Origin of the sequence: Blastomonas fulva (genome assembly GCF_003431825.1) — a bacterium.
Classification (GTDB): Bacteria; Pseudomonadota; Alphaproteobacteria; order Sphingomonadales; family Sphingomonadaceae; genus Blastomonas; species Blastomonas fulva.
This window is the reverse complement of the sequence record NZ_CP020083.1, coordinates 81,583-94,528: the sequence shown is the minus strand read 5'-3', so window position 1 is coordinate 94,528 and position 12,946 is coordinate 81,583. Positions and strand designations below refer to the sequence as shown.

The following is a 12,946-nucleotide window of genomic DNA, read 5'->3' as shown; positions in this document are numbered from 1 at the left end:
CTGGTCCCCCGTCTTTTTCGACACTCCTTTTCAAAGGAGGTGCGGAAAAAGCCAACCCGGACGGGGTGATCATCAAAATTCGGGTTGGCCCTCAAGGTTGTTTGGCCTTGGGGGTTTTCGTTTGGATACGCCCCCACGCAATCACGCATGTGGGCCTCTATTGGGAGAAAGATCATGCGCACTGGCGTGATCGCAAAGAAAGTCGGGATGACCCGCCTGTTCCAGGATGATGGTCGGCACGTGCCGGTTACCGTCCTGTCGCTGGAAGATTGCCAGGTGGTTTCGGTCAAGAACCAGGATCGTGACGGATACGTCGCGGTGCAGCTGGGTGCCGGAGCTGCTAAGCCCAAGAACGTCAACAAGCCGCAGCGCGAGCATTTTGCCAAGGCAGAAGTCGCTCCCAAGATGCTGATGGCCGAATTCCGCGTCTCTGATGATGCGATTCTCGATGTTGGCGCCACCATTTCTGCAAATCACTTTGTCGCCGGTCAGCTGGTCGACATCACCGGTCACACCCAGGGTAAGGGTTTTGCCGGTGCCATGAAGCGTTGGGGCTTCGGTGGTATGCGCGCATCGCATGGTGTGTCGATCTCGCACCGTGCCCATGGTTCGACTGGCCAACGCCAGGATCCGGGCAAGGTGTTCAAGAACAAGAAGATGGCCGGCCACATGGGCGACCGTCAGCGTACCCAGCAGAACCTCGAAGTCGTCCGCACCGATGAGGCGCGCGGTCTGATCTTCGTCAAGGGTTCGGTCCCCGGTTCCAAGGGTGGCTGGCTGATGGTTCGCGATGCCGTCAAGGTCGAGCGTCACGCCGATGCTCCGTACCCCGGTGCGATCCGTTCGGCAGCCAATGCCAACGAGCATGAAGAAGCACCTGCCGGCATGGTTGAGCCCGCAGCAGAGCACGAAGCTCCGCTGACCCCCACCGATGCGGAAATCGCTGCAGCAGCCGCTGAAGTGCCCGCCGCTGGAGGCGATCTCGATACGCCCAACAGCACCGTTGAGAAGGAGGGTTAAACCATGAAGCTCAAGGTCCAGACCCTCGACGCCACCGCAAAGGGCGACATCGAACTGAACGATGACGTCTTCGGCGTGACCCCGCGCGCAGACATCCTGCACCGCGTTGTCACTTGGCAGCTCGAAAACCGTCGCGGCACCGCCCGCGGCGCTCGTGAACGTTCGGACGTTGCCCGCACCGGCAAGAAGTTCGGTCGCCAGAAGGGTGGCGGTACCGCCCGTCACGGCGATCGTCGCGCCCCGATCTTCATCGGCGGTGGTAAGGCTCACGGTCCCCGCGTCCGTGACTTCAACCCCTCGCTGAACAAGAAGGTTCGTGCGCTTGGCCTGAAGATGGCACTGTCGTCCAAGGTCGCCAGCGAAAGCCTGATCGTGCTCGACACGTTCGACCTCACCGAAGCCAAGACCAAGACGCTGCTGGCACAGCTCGGCAAGCTGGGTCTCGGCAAGAAGGCGCTGTTCATCGATGGCGATGCCGTGAACGACAATTTCCGGAAGGCTTCGGCCAACCTGATCGGTCTGAACGTGCTGCCCGCCGTCGGTGCCAACGTCTATGACATCCTGAAACACGATACGCTGGTGCTGACCCGCGCCGCTGTTGAAAAGCTGGAGGCACGGTTCAATGGCTAAAAAATCCGACACCATCGATACGCGTCATTATGACGTGATCGTTGCCCCGCACATCACCGAGAAGTCGACGCTGTTGAGCGAATTCAACTCGGTGGTCTTCAAGGTCAGCCAGGATGCGACCAAGCCGCAGATCAAGGCTGCGGTCGAAGCGCTGTTCGATGTCAAGGTGGTCGGGGTCAACACCCTGGTCCAGAAGGGCAAGACCAAGCGCTGGAAGGGTCGTCCCTACACCCGCAATGACATCAAGAAAGCCGTTGTTCGGTTGGCCGAAGGCCAGTCGATCGACGTCACCACCGGCGTTTGAGCGCGGTTCGTAGCTGACAGGATAGAGATATGGCACTCAAATCATATAATCCGACAAGCCCGGGCCGTCGTGGTCTGATTCTTGTCGATCGCAGCGACCTGTACAAGGGCGGCCCCGTCAAGGCGCTGACCGAAGGCAAGCGCAAGACCGGTGGCCGCAACAACAAGGGTCACGTGACCTCGCGCGGCATCGCCGGTGGTCACAAGCAGCGTTATCGCATCGTCGATTTCAAGCGTCGCAAGATGGACGTTGCCGGCACTGTGGAGCGGATCGAATACGATCCCAACCGCACCGCCTTCATCGCGCTGATCAAGTACGAAGACGGCGAAGTCGCCTACATCCTGGCGCCTCAGCGTCTGGCCGTTGGTGATCAGGTGATCGCCAGTGAAAAGACCGACGTGAAGCCGGGCAACGCGATGAAGCTGGCACAGATGCCGGTCGGCACCATCATCCACAATGTGGAGATGAAGCCGGGCAAGGGCGGTCAGATCGCGCGTTCGGCAGGCACCTATGCACAGGTCGTAGGTCGTGACCGCGGCATGGTCATGGTGCGTCTGAACTCGGGCGAACAGCGCTACATCCCCGGCGCCTGCATGGGCACGGTGGGCGCGGTGTCGAACCCCGACAACAGCAACCAGAACTTCGCCAAGGCCGGTCGCAAGCGCTGGATGGGCCGTCGTCCGCTGACCCGCGGCGTCGCCAAGAACCCGGTCGATCACCCGCATGGCGGCGGTGAAGGCCGCACCTCGGGTGGCCGTCATCCGGTCACTCCGTGGGGCAAGCCGACCAAGGGCATGCGCACCCGCAAGAACAAGTCGACGGACAAGATGATCATCCGGTCACGTCACGCGAAGAAGAAGAGGTAAGTCATGGCTCGCTCCATCAAAAAAGGGCCGTTCTTCGACCTGTATCTGCTGAAGAAGGCAGAAACGGCGCAGGACGCTGGCGGCCGTGCTCCGATCAAGACTTGGTCGCGTCGTTCGACCATTCTGCCGCAGTTCGTTGGTCTGACGTTCAACGTCTACAACGGTCACAAGTTCATCCCGGTTTCGGTCAACGAAGACATGGTGGGTCACAAGCTGGGCGAATTCGCTCCGACCCGCACCTTCCCTGGCCACGCTGCTGACAAGAAGGGCAAGCGCTAATGGGCAAGGCAAAATCTCCGCGTCGCGTTGGTGACAATGAGGCTCTGGCTGTCGGCACGACCATCCGTGGTTCTGCGCAGAAGCTTGGTCTGGTTGCTGCCTTGATCCGTGGCAAGAAGGCTGAAGAGGCCATGAACATCCTGGCCTTCTCGAAGAAGGGCATGGCGGTCGACGCACGCAAGGTTCTGGCATCTGCGATTGCGAATGCCGAAAACAACCACAATCTCGATGTTGACGCGCTGGTCGTGGCTGAAGCGAGTGTTGGCAAGGCGATCACGATGAAGCGTTTCATGACGCGCGCTCGTGGCCGTTCCAGCCGCATCCTGAAGCCGTTCAGCCGCCTGCGTATCGTCGTGCGCGAACAAGAGGAAGCGTAAGTCATGGGTCAGAAGAGCAATCCGATCGGCCTGCGTCTGCAGATCAACCGCACCTGGGACAGCCGCTGGTACGCCGAAGGGCGCGACTATGCACGCATGCTCAAGGAAGACATCGAGCTGCGCAAGTTCATCATGAAGACGATGCCCCAGGCAGCGATCTCCAAGGTGGTGATCGAGCGTCCGGCCCGTCTGTGCCGCGTCTCCATCTATGCTGCACGCCCCGGCGTGATCATCGGCAAGAAGGGTGCGGACATCGAGAAGCTGCGCAAGAAGCTGGAATCGATGATCAAGGGTGGTGAGGTCAAGCTCAACATCGTTGAAATCCGCAAGCCGGAAATCGATGCCAAGCTCGTTGCCCAGGGCATTGCCGATCAGCTGATCCGCCGCGTTGCCTTCCGTCGCGCCATGAAGCGTGCGGTTCAATCGGCGCTGCGTCTGGGTGCCGAAGGCATCAAGATCACCTGCGGTGGCCGTCTGGGCGGCGCGGAAATCGCGCGCACCGAATGGTACCGCGAAGGCCGCGTGCCGCTGCACACGCTGCGCGCCAATGTCGACTATGCCGATGCCGAAGCGCTTACCGCGTACGGCATCATCGGCATCAAGTGCTGGATCTTCAAGGGCGAAATCCTTGGACACGATCCGATGGCGCAGGACCGGCTGATGATGGAAGCACAGACTTCCGGCGTCCGTCCGGCCCGCTGAGCCCAGAACAGTAGAGCAAGGTAGAGCATCATGCTGCAACCGAAGAAAATGAAGTTCCGCAAGGCATTCAAGGGCCGCATCAGCGGCAATGCGCCTGGCGGAACGAGCCTCAATTTCGGGTCCTATGGCCTGAAGGCGCTGGAGCCCGAGCGGATCACCGCGCGCCAGATCGAAGCGGCCCGCCGTGCGATCACGCGTCACATCAAGCGTCAGGGACGTTTGTGGATCCGCGTGTTCCCCGATGTGCCCGTGACCAAGAAGCCTGCCGAAGTCCGTCAGGGCAAGGGCAAGGGTTCGGTCGAATATTGGGCAGCGCGCGTCAAGCCCGGCCGCATCCTGTTCGAACTGGATGGCGTCCCCGGCCCGATCGCCGCGGTTGCCTTCGAGCGTGCAGCCATGAAGCTGCCGATCAAGACCAAGGTTGTGGCCCGCCTCGGCGATACGTCGCACCTGGGAGGTGAGTGATGACCAAGATTGTTGAAGACCTGCGCACCAAGACCGACGATCAGCTTTCGGCTGAACTGGGTTCGCTGAAGAAGGAAGCGTTCAACCTGCGCTTCCAGGCTGCGACCAACCAGCTGGAACGCCCCGCGCGTGTCCGCGAAGTGCGTCGCAACATTGCCCGCATCAAGACGTTGCAGAGCGAGCGCGCAAGCGCCGCCGCTGCCAAGTAAGGAGGCCGATATGCCGAAACGTGTTCTGACCGGAACGGTGGTCTCCGACAAGGGCGACAAGACCGTGGTCGTGAATGTCGAGCGCAAGGTGAAGCACCCGTTGTACGGGAAGATCATCCGTCGTTCGAAGAAGTACCACGCGCACGACGAGACCAATAGCTTCAAGGAAGGCGAAACCGTCCGCATCGAAGAGACGGCGCCGATTTCGAAGCTGAAGACCTGGAAGGTGCTGGATCGGGTCAACACCCACAAGGCGCCCGAGGCTTCGACCGAAGCGTAATTCAAGCAGGAACTGCCGGACTGGTTCCGGCAAGCCAGACAAGAAGGAAACGGATCCATGATCCAGATGCAATCCAATCTTGATGTTGCAGACAACAGTGGCGCCAAGCGCGTCCAGTGCATCAAGGTTCTCGGCGGATCGAAGCGTCGCTTCGCCGGCGTTGGCGACATCATCGTCGTCTCCGTCAAGGAAGCGGCGCCCCGTGGCCGCGTCAAGAAGGGCGACGTTCACCGCGCCGTCATCGTGCGCACCGCCAAGGACGTTCGTCGTCCCGACGGCAGCGTGATCCGTTTCGACGGCAACGCAGCCGTGCTGGTCAACAAGAACGACGAGCCCATCGGTACGCGTATCTTTGGCCCGGTGGTTCGTGAACTTCGTGCGCGCAAGCACATGAAGATCATCTCGCTGGCTCCGGAGGTGCTGTAACCATGGCAAGCGCTAAGATCAAAAAGGGCGACAACGTTGTCGTCCTGTCCGGCAAGGACAAGGGCCGCACCGGCACCGTCGCCAAGGTTATGCCGAAGGACGAGAAGGTTGTGGTTTCGGGCCTGAATGTGATGACCCGTCATCGCAAGCCGAGCCAGACCAACCCGCAGGGCGGTCTCGACCGTGTCGAAGCCCCCATGCACATTTCCAAGGTCGCGGTGGCCGATCCCAAGACTGGCGCGCCCACGCGTGTCCGTTTTGAAACGGTGGACGGCAAGAAAGTCCGTGTCGCCGTGAAGTCCGGGGAGAAAATCGATGGCTGATAAGTACACGCCCCGCATGCGTCAGCGTTATGACGACGTTGTCGTCAAGGCGATGCAGGAAAAGTTCGGCTACAAGAACCACATGGAGGTTCCCAAGCTCGAGAAGATCACCATCAACATGGGTGTCGGCGAAGGCAGCCAGGACAAGAAGAAGGTGACCACCGCCGCTGCGGAAATGGAGCTGATCGCCGGCCAGAAGCCCGTGATCACCAAGGCTCGCAAGTCGATCGCACAGTTCAAGCTGCGCGAAGGCATGCCCATCGGCTGCAAGGTGACGCTGCGCAAGGAGCGCATGTTCGAGTTTCTCGATCGTCTGGTGACGATCGCGATGCCGCGCATCCGCGATTTCCGCGGGCTGAACCCCAAGAGCTTTGACGGCCGTGGCAACTATGCCATGGGCCTGAAAGAGCAGATCATCTTCCCCGAGATCAGCTACGACCAGATCGACGCTGTTCGCGGAATGGATATCATTGTGACCACGACGGCCAAGACGGACGATGAAGCGCGCGAACTGCTGCGCCTCTTCGGCTTCCCGTTCCCGATCGAGGAAACCCAGGAACAGGCGGCGGCTTAAAAGCCCACCGTCTCGCAATAGAAAGGCGAGAACTTAAGTCATGGCGAAACTGAGTTCCATCAACAAGAACGAACGTCGCAAGAAGATGGTCAAGCAGTATGCTGGCCGTTATGCGCGTCTGCGTGCGAAGGCTGAAGACACCAATCTTGACGAAACCGAGCGTCTGATCGCCCGGCTCAAGATGGCTGAACTGCCCCGCAATGCAAACCCCACGCGCGTGCGCAACCGGTGTGCAACCACCGGTCGTCCCCGCGCTTATTACCGCAAGTTCGGGCTCTGCCGTATCGAGCTGCGGGATCTGGCCAACAAGGGCCTGATCCCCGGCGTTACGAAGTCCAGCTGGTAAGGATTTGAAGATATGGCAATGACCGATCCTCTGGGCGATATGCTCACCCGCATCCGCAATGGCCAGCAGGCCAAGAAGGACAGCGTGATGTCGCCGGCATCGAACCTGCGCGCTCGCGTGCTCGACGTTCTGCAGCGCGAAGGTTATATCCGCGGATATACCGAAGAGCTGCTGGGCCGTCACAAGGGCCTGCGCATCGAGCTGAAGTATTTCGAAGGCCAGCCCGCGATCAAGCATGTCGCGCGCGTGTCGAAGCCTGGCCGCCGCGTCTATTCGGGTTCCAAGGAACTTCCGATCGTGCGCAACGGCCTGGGCATCACCATCGTATCCACTCCCCGTGGTGTTCTGTCCGACGCGGAAGCGCGCGAACAGAATGTTGGCGGCGAAGTGCTGGCGGAGGTATTTTGATATGAGCCGCATTGGTAAAAAGCCGGTGGCCATTCCTGCAGGCGTGACTGCATCGATGGCCGATGGCGTCATCACCATGAAGGGTCCCAAGGGCGAGCTGACCATGCCGACCGTGCCCGACATCACCTATGAACTCACCGATGGTGAAGTCGCGGTGAAGCCGGCGAACAACACGCGGCGCGCTCGGGCGTTCTGGGGCATGCAGCGTACGCTGGTCCAGAACCTGGTGGTCGGTGTGACCGAAGGGTTCACCAAGACGCTGAACATCACCGGCGTCGGCTATCGTGCCAACGTGCAGGGCAGCAACCTCAAGCTGCAGCTCGGCTACAGCCATGATGTCGATTTCGCCATTCCTGACGGTATCGAGATCAAGACCCCGGATCAGACCACGATCCACATTTCGGGCAGCGACCGCCAGAAGGTTGGCCAGGTTGCCGCCGAAATCCGTCGCTGGCGCAAGCCGGAGCCCTACAAGGGCAAGGGTATCAAATATGCGGGCGAGTTTATCTTCCGCAAGGAAGGGAAGAAGAAGTAAGCCATGGCGAAGCTCTCTTTATTCGATCGTCGCCGTCAGCGCGTCCGCAGCTCGCTGCGCGCACGGGCAGGTGGACGTCCCCGTCTTTCGGTGCACCGCACCGGCAAGCACATCTATGCACAGATCATCGACGACGCAGCCGGCAAGACGCTGGCTTCGGCTTCGACCCTGGTCAAGGGCAGCAAGGCAACGGGCGCAACCGTTGCCGACGCCATCGCCGTTGGCAAGCAGATCGCCGAGGCTGGCAAGCAGGCGGGTGTGACCACCGTTGTGTTCGACCGTGGCGGTTTCATTTTTCATGGCCGGGTCAAGGCCCTGGCCGATGCCGCACGCGAAGGCGGACTGGAGTTTTAAGCGATGGCTGATGAAGTGAACAACGCAGAAGCATCGGGCACCGCCGCTGAAGGTGCTCCCCAGGCTGAACGCCAGGGCCGTGGTGGCCGTGGTCGTGGCCGTGGTGGCAACGAGCGTGGCGGAAACGATCGCGGTGGCCGTGGCCGTCGGGATGACCGCAACAAGCGCGACGAGGACCAGGGTGACGAGCTGATCGAAAAGCTCGTCCACATCAACCGCGTGTCCAAGACCGTCAAGGGCGGCAAGCGCTTCGGCTTTGCAGCACTGGTCGTGGTCGGTGACGGCCAGGGTCGTGCAGGCTTCGGCCATGGCAAGGCCCGCGAAGTGCCCGAGGCGATCAGCAAGGCAACTGCTGCTGCCAAGAAGAAGATGATCCGCGTCCCCCTCAAGGAAGGCCGCACGCTTCACCATGACGGCACCGGCCATTTCGGTGCAGGCAAGGTGACGCTGCGCAGCGCGCCGCAGGGTACTGGCATCATTGCCGGTGGTCCGATGCGCGCCGTGTTCGAAAGCCTGGGTGTGGCCGACGTTGTGACCAAGTCCAACGGCACGTCGAACCCCTATAACATGATCCGCGCGACCTTCGAGGCGCTCGGCGAACAGACCAGCCCCAAGTCGGTGGCAGCGCGTCGTGGCAAGAAGATTGCCGACCTGCTGGGCCGTGGCGGTGCCGCACCTGTCGTCGCCGAGGCTGAAGCCGCTGCGATTACGGAGTAAAGCGACATGGCAACCATCAAGCTGAAGCAGACCGGATCGCCGATCCGTCGTCCTGAATCGCAGCGCAAGGTCCTGATCGGCCTTGGTCTGAACAAGATGAACCGCATTGTGGAACATACGGACACGCCCGAAATTCGCGGCATGCTCCAGAAGGTCCGCCACATGGTGACGGTGATCGACTGACAGAAATGTCCTTTCCCCTTGAGGGGGAGAGGGTTGGGAGAGGGGCTTGCATTGACGCTTGCCCCTCTCTACTGCGCCTAGCCAGCAAGCTGGCAAGGCTGCGTATCTCTCCCTGCGAATGGGAGAGATTTTATTTTAGCGCGAACAAAGCGAAAGCGAGTGCACATTATGAAGCTGAACGAACTCAAGGACAATGAAGGCGCCCGCAAGGGCCGTATGCGCGTCGGACGCGGCATCGGTTCGGGCAAGGGCAAGACCGGTGGACGCGGCCAGAAGGGCCAGACCAGCCGTTCGGGCGTTTCGATCGCCGGATTTGAAGGCGGCCAGATGCCGCTGCACATGCGCATCCCGAAGCGCGGCTTCAACAATCCGTTCGGCAAGGATTACGACATCGTCAACCTGGGCATGATCCAGAAGTTCATCGACGCCGGCAAGCTGCCGACCGATGGCACTGTCGATCAGGCTGCGCTGCGCGCTGCCGGCCTGTCGCGTGGCGGCAAGGATGGCGTGCGCATTCTCGCCAAGGGTGAACTGACCTCGAAGGTGAGCTTCAATGTCGCCGGTGCATCCAAGGGTGCCATCGAGGCGATCGAAAAGCTCGGTGGCAAGGTGGATATCATTCTGCCGCGTCCCAAGTACGTAAAGCCGCCGTACGAAAAGAAAGCCTGATCAGGCCATCCGGCTTGTCAAGAACGCCCCGCCTCCCGATATGGTGAGCGCGGGGCGTCTTGCTTGAGACGTCGCAAGGCGGTATCGCTGCGACGGGCTTGTAAAGCACAAGCGCGAAGCGTAGCGCGCACAATGTGATTTCCGGTCGCGCGCTTTGAATGCGCTGGCAGGCCGCATTATGGGATATTTGGGTTCATGGCATCACGGGCCGACAATCTGGCAAGCAACTTCAGCATGGCTAAATTCAGCCAGGCGACCGAACTGAAGAACCGCATCTGGTTCACCATTGGCGCGCTGATCATCTTCCGTCTGCTGAGCTATGTTCCGCTTCCGGGCGTCGATCCCACCGCGCTGGCAGCTCTGTACGAGCAGACCAAGGGCGGCGTCCTCGACATCTTCAACACCTTCTCGGGCGGCTCGCTCGAGCGCATGAGCCTGATCGCGCTTGGCGTTATGCCCTATATCACCGCCTCGATCGTGGTGCAGCTGGCAGCTTCGCTGTCGCCGCAGCTTGCCGCGATCAAGAAGGAAGGCGAATCAGGCCGCAAGAAGCTCAACCAGTACACCCGCTACGGCACCGTGTTCCTCACCGCGATGCAGGGCTATTTCATCGCCGTCGGCCTGGAATCCTATGCCGGTGCCAGTGGCATCCAGGCGGTGGTCGATCCCGGCCTCATGTTCCGCATCGGCGCGGTGATCAGCCTTGTCGGCGGCACAATGTTCCTGATGTGGCTGGGTGAGCAGATTACCGCGCGCGGTATCGGCAACGGCATCTCGCTGATCATCATGGCGGGCATCGTCGCCCAGATGCCGGTGTTCATCGCACAGATGTTCGAGGGCGGTCGCACCGGCTCGATCTCGCCGTTCCTGATCGTCGGCCTGCTGGTGATGATCGTCGGCCTGGTGATCTTCATCTGCTTCATGGAGCGTGCCCAGCGCCGCGTGCTGATCCAGTATCCCAAGCGCGCCACGCAGCGCGGCGTGATGCAGGCGGACCGCAGCCATCTCCCGCTCAAGATCAACACCGCAGGCGTGATCCCGCCGATCTTCGCTTCGTCGCTGCTGCTGATGCCGCTGACGATCTCTCAATTCGCCGGCAACTCTGCTGATCCCAACTCGGCTATGGGTAGCGCGCTGGTGACGCTTAACCAGTATCTGCAGCACGGCCAGCCGTTGTACATGACGCTCTATGCGCTGGGCATCATCTTCTTCTGCTTCTTCTACACTGCCGTGGTGTTCAACCCGGAAGAGACGTCGGAGAACCTCAAGAAGAATGGCGGCTTCATCCCCGGCATCCGTCCCGGCAAAAACACCGCGACCTATCTGGATTATGTGCTCACGCGCATTACCGTGGTCGGCGCGGCGTACCTGACCTTTGTCTGCGTGCTGCCCGAATATGTCATCGCGCAGACCGGCATTCCGCTGTTCTTCCTTGGCGGCACCAGCCTGCTGATCGTGGTCAACGTGACCGTCGACACGATCACCCAGATCCAGAGCCACCTGCTTGCGCACCAATATGCCGACCTCATCAAGAAGGCGAAGTTGAAGGGCCGCTTGCGCTAAGCGTTCCATTCTGAATATGAAGGGCCGGGGCAACCGGTCCCCAGGGGATGTGACTGTCCATGAATATCATTTTGTTGGGCCCGCCAGGTGCCGGTAAGGGTACCCAGGCGCAGCGTCTGGTTGACGAACGCGGCATGAAGCAGCTCTCGACCGGCGACATGCTGCGCGCTGCGGTCAAGGCGGGCACGCCGATCGGCCTCAAGGCCAAGGCGGTCATGGAAGCGGGCGAGCTGGTCTCCGACGAGATCGTCTCGGGCATCATCGGTGATGCGCTGGACGAGCTTTCGCCCGAAACCGGGATCATCTTCGACGGCTACCCGCGCACCGCGGCGCAGGCGGTCTCGCTCGACGAGATCCTCGAAGCGCGCGGCCGCAGCCTGCACCATGTCATCGAGCTGGGCGTAGACGAAGACGCGCTGGTCGATCGCATCACCGGCCGCTTCACCTGCGCCAACTGCGGCGAGGGCTATCACGACCGCTACAAGCTCCCCGCCAAGCAGGGCGTGTGCGACAAGTGCGGCTCGACCGAATTCAAGCGCCGTCCCGATGACAACGAGGACACCGTGCGCACCCGCATGGCCGAATATCGCGCCAAGACCGCACCGATCCTGCCGATCTACGAAGCGCGCGGCATCGTCAGCCGGGTCGATGGTATGGCGAGCATGGATGCCGTCGCCGGCGCCATCGCCGGGGTTCTCGACGCCTGATCCACGGGTTTCCCCTCCCGGCAGCGGGAGGGGCAGGTCCGGAGCTGGCGCTTCTCTCGATAGACTTGCGGGACCACCCGATCGCGGGCATGAACCTGGAACATCACCGGGGAACCCTTTGCACATGCGCACCGCTCTTGCCGTTCTGGCTCTCGCCACCCTTGCCGCCGCCCCAGCCCATGCCGAGGTCACTGCGCAGTCGGACAACGGCTTTGCGGTCAAGCACAGCGTGACGGTCGCGGTCGATCCGGACGCCGCCTTTGCGATGCTGCGCACGCCTGCCAAATGGTGGGACAAGGACCACACCTGGACCGGCAGCGCCGACAATCTCTACATGGATGCGCAGGCAGGGGGGTGCTTTTGCGAGCTGATCCCCAACGAGGCGACCACCGAAAGCGGCGCGCCGCAGCGGACCTTGCGCGGCAGCGTCCAGCACATGCAGATCCTTTATGTCGATCCGGGCAAGCTGTTGCGGCTGTCCGGCGCGCTGGGACCGCTGCAGGGTGAAGCGATGGCGGGCACGATGACGGTCAGCCTCGCGCCGATCAAGGGAGGCACCAGGCTCACGTTCGAATATGTCGCGGGCGGCTTCATGAGGATGCCGCAGGGCGAGATGGCACCGGCGGTCGATGGCGTGATCGGCGCGCAGGCATCGCGGCTGGCGATGGCGCTGGGCCCGCTGGTGGGCGGTGGCGGAGCTGACGCGCCCGCTATCAGTGATGCTGAACCTGAGCCCGCGGCTGACACGGATGCCGCTGCCGATGATGCCGGCGGCAGTGTCAGCAGCCTGGTTGCCGATCTCGAGCCGGACGACGCGGTATCGGCAGGCAAGGACGAGGAGCCTGTCGCCAAGCCCGCCGCCAAGCCTGCCGTGAAGCCTGATCCTGCAGCAGGCACCAGGCCGCTTGCCCGGCCTTCGCGCGATCGTGATCCCGAAGAGGGTGGGCGCTGAAGCTGGCCACTTCCGGCGCCTTCGAACAGCCCCGGCCGCGAGCCTCCGGGCGGTCTG

23 protein-coding genes are annotated in these 12,946 nt (G+C 61.6%); all 23 read left to right on the top strand.

Annotated features, from left to right (window positions below):
• Positions 1–174 precede the first annotated feature (174 nt).
• The gene (gene rplC, locus B5J99_RS00450) at positions 175–1,020 is read left to right on the top strand and encodes a 50S ribosomal protein L3 (protein ID WP_054134240.1); all 846 of its coding nucleotides are present in this window, start codon (positions 175–177) and stop codon (positions 1,018–1,020) included.
• Positions 1,021–1,023: 3 nt separating this feature from the next.
• Complete coding sequence (gene rplD, locus B5J99_RS00445) at positions 1,024–1,650, top strand: 50S ribosomal protein L4 (RefSeq protein WP_054134241.1); 627 nt, start codon at positions 1,024–1,026, stop codon at positions 1,648–1,650.
• A complete protein-coding gene (locus tag B5J99_RS00440) occupies positions 1,643–1,954 on the top strand; it encodes a 50S ribosomal protein L23 (RefSeq protein WP_054134242.1) in 312 nt (103 codons plus the stop codon). The genes rplD and B5J99_RS00440 overlap by 8 nt, the downstream gene beginning before the upstream one ends.
• A 29-nt stretch (positions 1,955–1,983) precedes the next feature.
• Positions 1,984–2,820, top strand: coding sequence for a 50S ribosomal protein L2 (gene rplB, locus B5J99_RS00435; RefSeq protein WP_017670447.1), 837 nt, complete (start codon positions 1,984–1,986; stop codon positions 2,818–2,820).
• A gap of 3 nt (positions 2,821–2,823) precedes the next feature.
• Positions 2,824–3,099: a 30S ribosomal protein S19 gene (gene rpsS, locus B5J99_RS00430; RefSeq protein WP_017670448.1), complete on the top strand. Its 276-nt coding sequence runs from the start codon at positions 2,824–2,826 to the stop codon at positions 3,097–3,099.
• Positions 3,099–3,476 (top strand): 50S ribosomal protein L22, encoded by a 378-nt coding sequence (gene rplV / locus B5J99_RS00425; protein ID WP_017670449.1) that lies wholly within the window; start codon positions 3,099–3,101, stop codon positions 3,474–3,476. The genes rpsS and rplV overlap by 1 nt, the downstream gene beginning before the upstream one ends.
• Positions 3,477–3,479: 3 nt before the next feature.
• Positions 3,480–4,178, top strand: coding sequence for a 30S ribosomal protein S3 (rpsC, locus tag B5J99_RS00420; RefSeq protein WP_054134243.1), 699 nt, complete (start codon positions 3,480–3,482; stop codon positions 4,176–4,178).
• A 30-nt stretch (positions 4,179–4,208) separates the two neighbouring features.
• Positions 4,209–4,643, top strand: a complete 435-nt coding sequence (gene rplP / locus B5J99_RS00415) for a 50S ribosomal protein L16 (protein ID WP_031318020.1) — start codon at positions 4,209–4,211, stop codon at positions 4,641–4,643.
• Positions 4,643–4,852, top strand: a complete 210-nt coding sequence (rpmC, locus tag B5J99_RS00410; protein ID WP_054134244.1) for a 50S ribosomal protein L29 — start codon at positions 4,643–4,645, stop codon at positions 4,850–4,852. The genes rplP and rpmC overlap by 1 nt, the downstream gene beginning before the upstream one ends.
• Before the next feature lie 10 nt (positions 4,853–4,862).
• Entirely contained in the window at positions 4,863–5,132 is a 270-nt protein-coding gene (gene rpsQ / locus B5J99_RS00405) for a 30S ribosomal protein S17 (protein ID WP_017670453.1), read from the top strand.
• 57 nt (positions 5,133–5,189) lie between these two features.
• Positions 5,190–5,558, top strand: coding sequence for a 50S ribosomal protein L14 (gene rplN / locus B5J99_RS00400; RefSeq protein WP_054134245.1), 369 nt, complete (start codon positions 5,190–5,192; stop codon positions 5,556–5,558).
• Positions 5,559–5,560: 2 nt separating this feature from the next.
• Positions 5,561–5,881, top strand: a complete 321-nt coding sequence (gene rplX / locus B5J99_RS00395) for a 50S ribosomal protein L24 (protein ID WP_054134246.1) — start codon at positions 5,561–5,563, stop codon at positions 5,879–5,881.
• The gene (gene rplE, locus B5J99_RS00390) at positions 5,874–6,455 is read left to right on the top strand and encodes a 50S ribosomal protein L5 (RefSeq protein ID WP_054134247.1); all 582 of its coding nucleotides are present in this window, start codon (positions 5,874–5,876) and stop codon (positions 6,453–6,455) included. Before rplX ends, rplE begins: the two co-directional genes overlap by 8 nt.
• Before the next feature lie 40 nt (positions 6,456–6,495).
• The gene (rpsN, locus tag B5J99_RS00385) at positions 6,496–6,801 is read left to right on the top strand and encodes a 30S ribosomal protein S14 (protein ID WP_117351105.1); all 306 of its coding nucleotides are present in this window, start codon (positions 6,496–6,498) and stop codon (positions 6,799–6,801) included.
• A 12-nt stretch (positions 6,802–6,813) separates the two neighbouring features.
• Positions 6,814–7,209: a 30S ribosomal protein S8 gene (rpsH, locus tag B5J99_RS00380; protein ID WP_017670458.1), complete on the top strand. Its 396-nt coding sequence runs from the start codon at positions 6,814–6,816 to the stop codon at positions 7,207–7,209.
• Between the two features lies 1 nt (position 7,210).
• Positions 7,211–7,744 carry a 50S ribosomal protein L6 gene (gene rplF, locus B5J99_RS00375; RefSeq protein WP_054134249.1) on the top strand — a complete coding sequence of 178 codons (534 nt, stop codon included), beginning with the start codon at positions 7,211–7,213 and terminating at the stop codon, positions 7,742–7,744.
• Between the two features lie 3 nt (positions 7,745–7,747).
• On the top strand, positions 7,748–8,098 hold the full coding sequence (rplR, locus tag B5J99_RS00370) for a 50S ribosomal protein L18 (RefSeq protein WP_054134250.1): 351 nt from the start codon (positions 7,748–7,750) through the stop codon (positions 8,096–8,098).
• 3 nt (positions 8,099–8,101) lie between these two features.
• Entirely contained in the window at positions 8,102–8,815 is a 714-nt protein-coding gene (gene rpsE / locus B5J99_RS00365) for a 30S ribosomal protein S5 (RefSeq protein ID WP_054134251.1), read from the top strand.
• A gap of 6 nt (positions 8,816–8,821) precedes the next feature.
• The gene (gene rpmD, locus B5J99_RS00360; protein ID WP_117351104.1) at positions 8,822–8,998 is read left to right on the top strand and encodes a 50S ribosomal protein L30; all 177 of its coding nucleotides are present in this window, start codon (positions 8,822–8,824) and stop codon (positions 8,996–8,998) included.
• Positions 8,999–9,166: 168 nt separating this feature from the next.
• Positions 9,167–9,667, top strand: a complete 501-nt coding sequence (gene rplO / locus B5J99_RS00355) for a 50S ribosomal protein L15 (RefSeq protein ID WP_054134252.1) — start codon at positions 9,167–9,169, stop codon at positions 9,665–9,667.
• 195 nt (positions 9,668–9,862) lie between these two features.
• On the top strand, positions 9,863–11,230 hold the full coding sequence (gene secY, locus B5J99_RS00350) for a preprotein translocase subunit SecY (RefSeq protein WP_054134253.1): 1,368 nt from the start codon (positions 9,863–9,865) through the stop codon (positions 11,228–11,230).
• A gap of 59 nt (positions 11,231–11,289) precedes the next feature.
• The gene (locus tag B5J99_RS00345; RefSeq protein ID WP_117351103.1) at positions 11,290–11,937 is read left to right on the top strand and encodes an adenylate kinase; all 648 of its coding nucleotides are present in this window, start codon (positions 11,290–11,292) and stop codon (positions 11,935–11,937) included.
• Positions 11,938–12,061: 124 nt separating this feature from the next.
• Positions 12,062–12,889 carry an SRPBCC family protein gene (locus B5J99_RS00340; RefSeq protein WP_162892388.1) on the top strand — a complete coding sequence of 276 codons (828 nt, stop codon included), beginning with the start codon at positions 12,062–12,064 and terminating at the stop codon, positions 12,887–12,889.
• Positions 12,890–12,946: the final 57 nt, after the last annotated feature.

Bases quoted from the DNA above. Each gene is read 5' to 3' on its own strand.
- rplE (WP_054134247.1), top strand. From the start codon at position 5,874: ATGGCTGATAAGTACACGCCCCGCATGCGTCAGCGTTATGACGACGTT.
- rplB (WP_017670447.1), top strand. From the start codon at position 1,984: ATGGCACTCAAATCATATAATCCGACAAGCCCGGGCCGTCGTGGTCTG.
- rplD (WP_054134241.1), top strand. From the start codon at position 1,024: ATGAAGCTCAAGGTCCAGACCCTCGACGCCACCGCAAAGGGCGACATC.
- rplR (WP_054134250.1), top strand. From the start codon at position 7,748: ATGGCGAAGCTCTCTTTATTCGATCGTCGCCGTCAGCGCGTCCGCAGC.
- B5J99_RS00440 (WP_054134242.1), top strand. From the start codon at position 1,643: ATGGCTAAAAAATCCGACACCATCGATACGCGTCATTATGACGTGATC.
- rplX (WP_054134246.1), top strand. From the start codon at position 5,561: ATGGCAAGCGCTAAGATCAAAAAGGGCGACAACGTTGTCGTCCTGTCC.
- rplC (WP_054134240.1), top strand. From the start codon at position 175: ATGCGCACTGGCGTGATCGCAAAGAAAGTCGGGATGACCCGCCTGTTC.
- rpsE (WP_054134251.1), top strand. From the start codon at position 8,102: ATGGCTGATGAAGTGAACAACGCAGAAGCATCGGGCACCGCCGCTGAA.
- B5J99_RS00345 (WP_117351103.1), top strand. From the start codon at position 11,290: ATGAATATCATTTTGTTGGGCCCGCCAGGTGCCGGTAAGGGTACCCAG.
- rpsN (WP_117351105.1), top strand. From the start codon at position 6,496: ATGGCGAAACTGAGTTCCATCAACAAGAACGAACGTCGCAAGAAGATG.
- rplN (WP_054134245.1), top strand. From the start codon at position 5,190: ATGATCCAGATGCAATCCAATCTTGATGTTGCAGACAACAGTGGCGCC.
- rpsC (WP_054134243.1), top strand. From the start codon at position 3,480: ATGGGTCAGAAGAGCAATCCGATCGGCCTGCGTCTGCAGATCAACCGC.
- rplO (WP_054134252.1), top strand. From the start codon at position 9,167: ATGAAGCTGAACGAACTCAAGGACAATGAAGGCGCCCGCAAGGGCCGT.
- rpmC (WP_054134244.1), top strand. From the start codon at position 4,643: ATGACCAAGATTGTTGAAGACCTGCGCACCAAGACCGACGATCAGCTT.
- rplF (WP_054134249.1), top strand. From the start codon at position 7,211: ATGAGCCGCATTGGTAAAAAGCCGGTGGCCATTCCTGCAGGCGTGACT.
- rpsS (WP_017670448.1), top strand. From the start codon at position 2,824: ATGGCTCGCTCCATCAAAAAAGGGCCGTTCTTCGACCTGTATCTGCTG.
- rpsQ (WP_017670453.1), top strand. From the start codon at position 4,863: ATGCCGAAACGTGTTCTGACCGGAACGGTGGTCTCCGACAAGGGCGAC.
- rpmD (WP_117351104.1), top strand. From the start codon at position 8,822: ATGGCAACCATCAAGCTGAAGCAGACCGGATCGCCGATCCGTCGTCCT.
- B5J99_RS00340 (WP_162892388.1), top strand. From the start codon at position 12,062: ATGCGCACCGCTCTTGCCGTTCTGGCTCTCGCCACCCTTGCCGCCGCC.
- rpsH (WP_017670458.1), top strand. From the start codon at position 6,814: ATGGCAATGACCGATCCTCTGGGCGATATGCTCACCCGCATCCGCAAT.
- rplV (WP_017670449.1), top strand. From the start codon at position 3,099: ATGGGCAAGGCAAAATCTCCGCGTCGCGTTGGTGACAATGAGGCTCTG.
- secY (WP_054134253.1), top strand. From the start codon at position 9,863: ATGGCATCACGGGCCGACAATCTGGCAAGCAACTTCAGCATGGCTAAA.
- rplP (WP_031318020.1), top strand. From the start codon at position 4,209: ATGCTGCAACCGAAGAAAATGAAGTTCCGCAAGGCATTCAAGGGCCGC.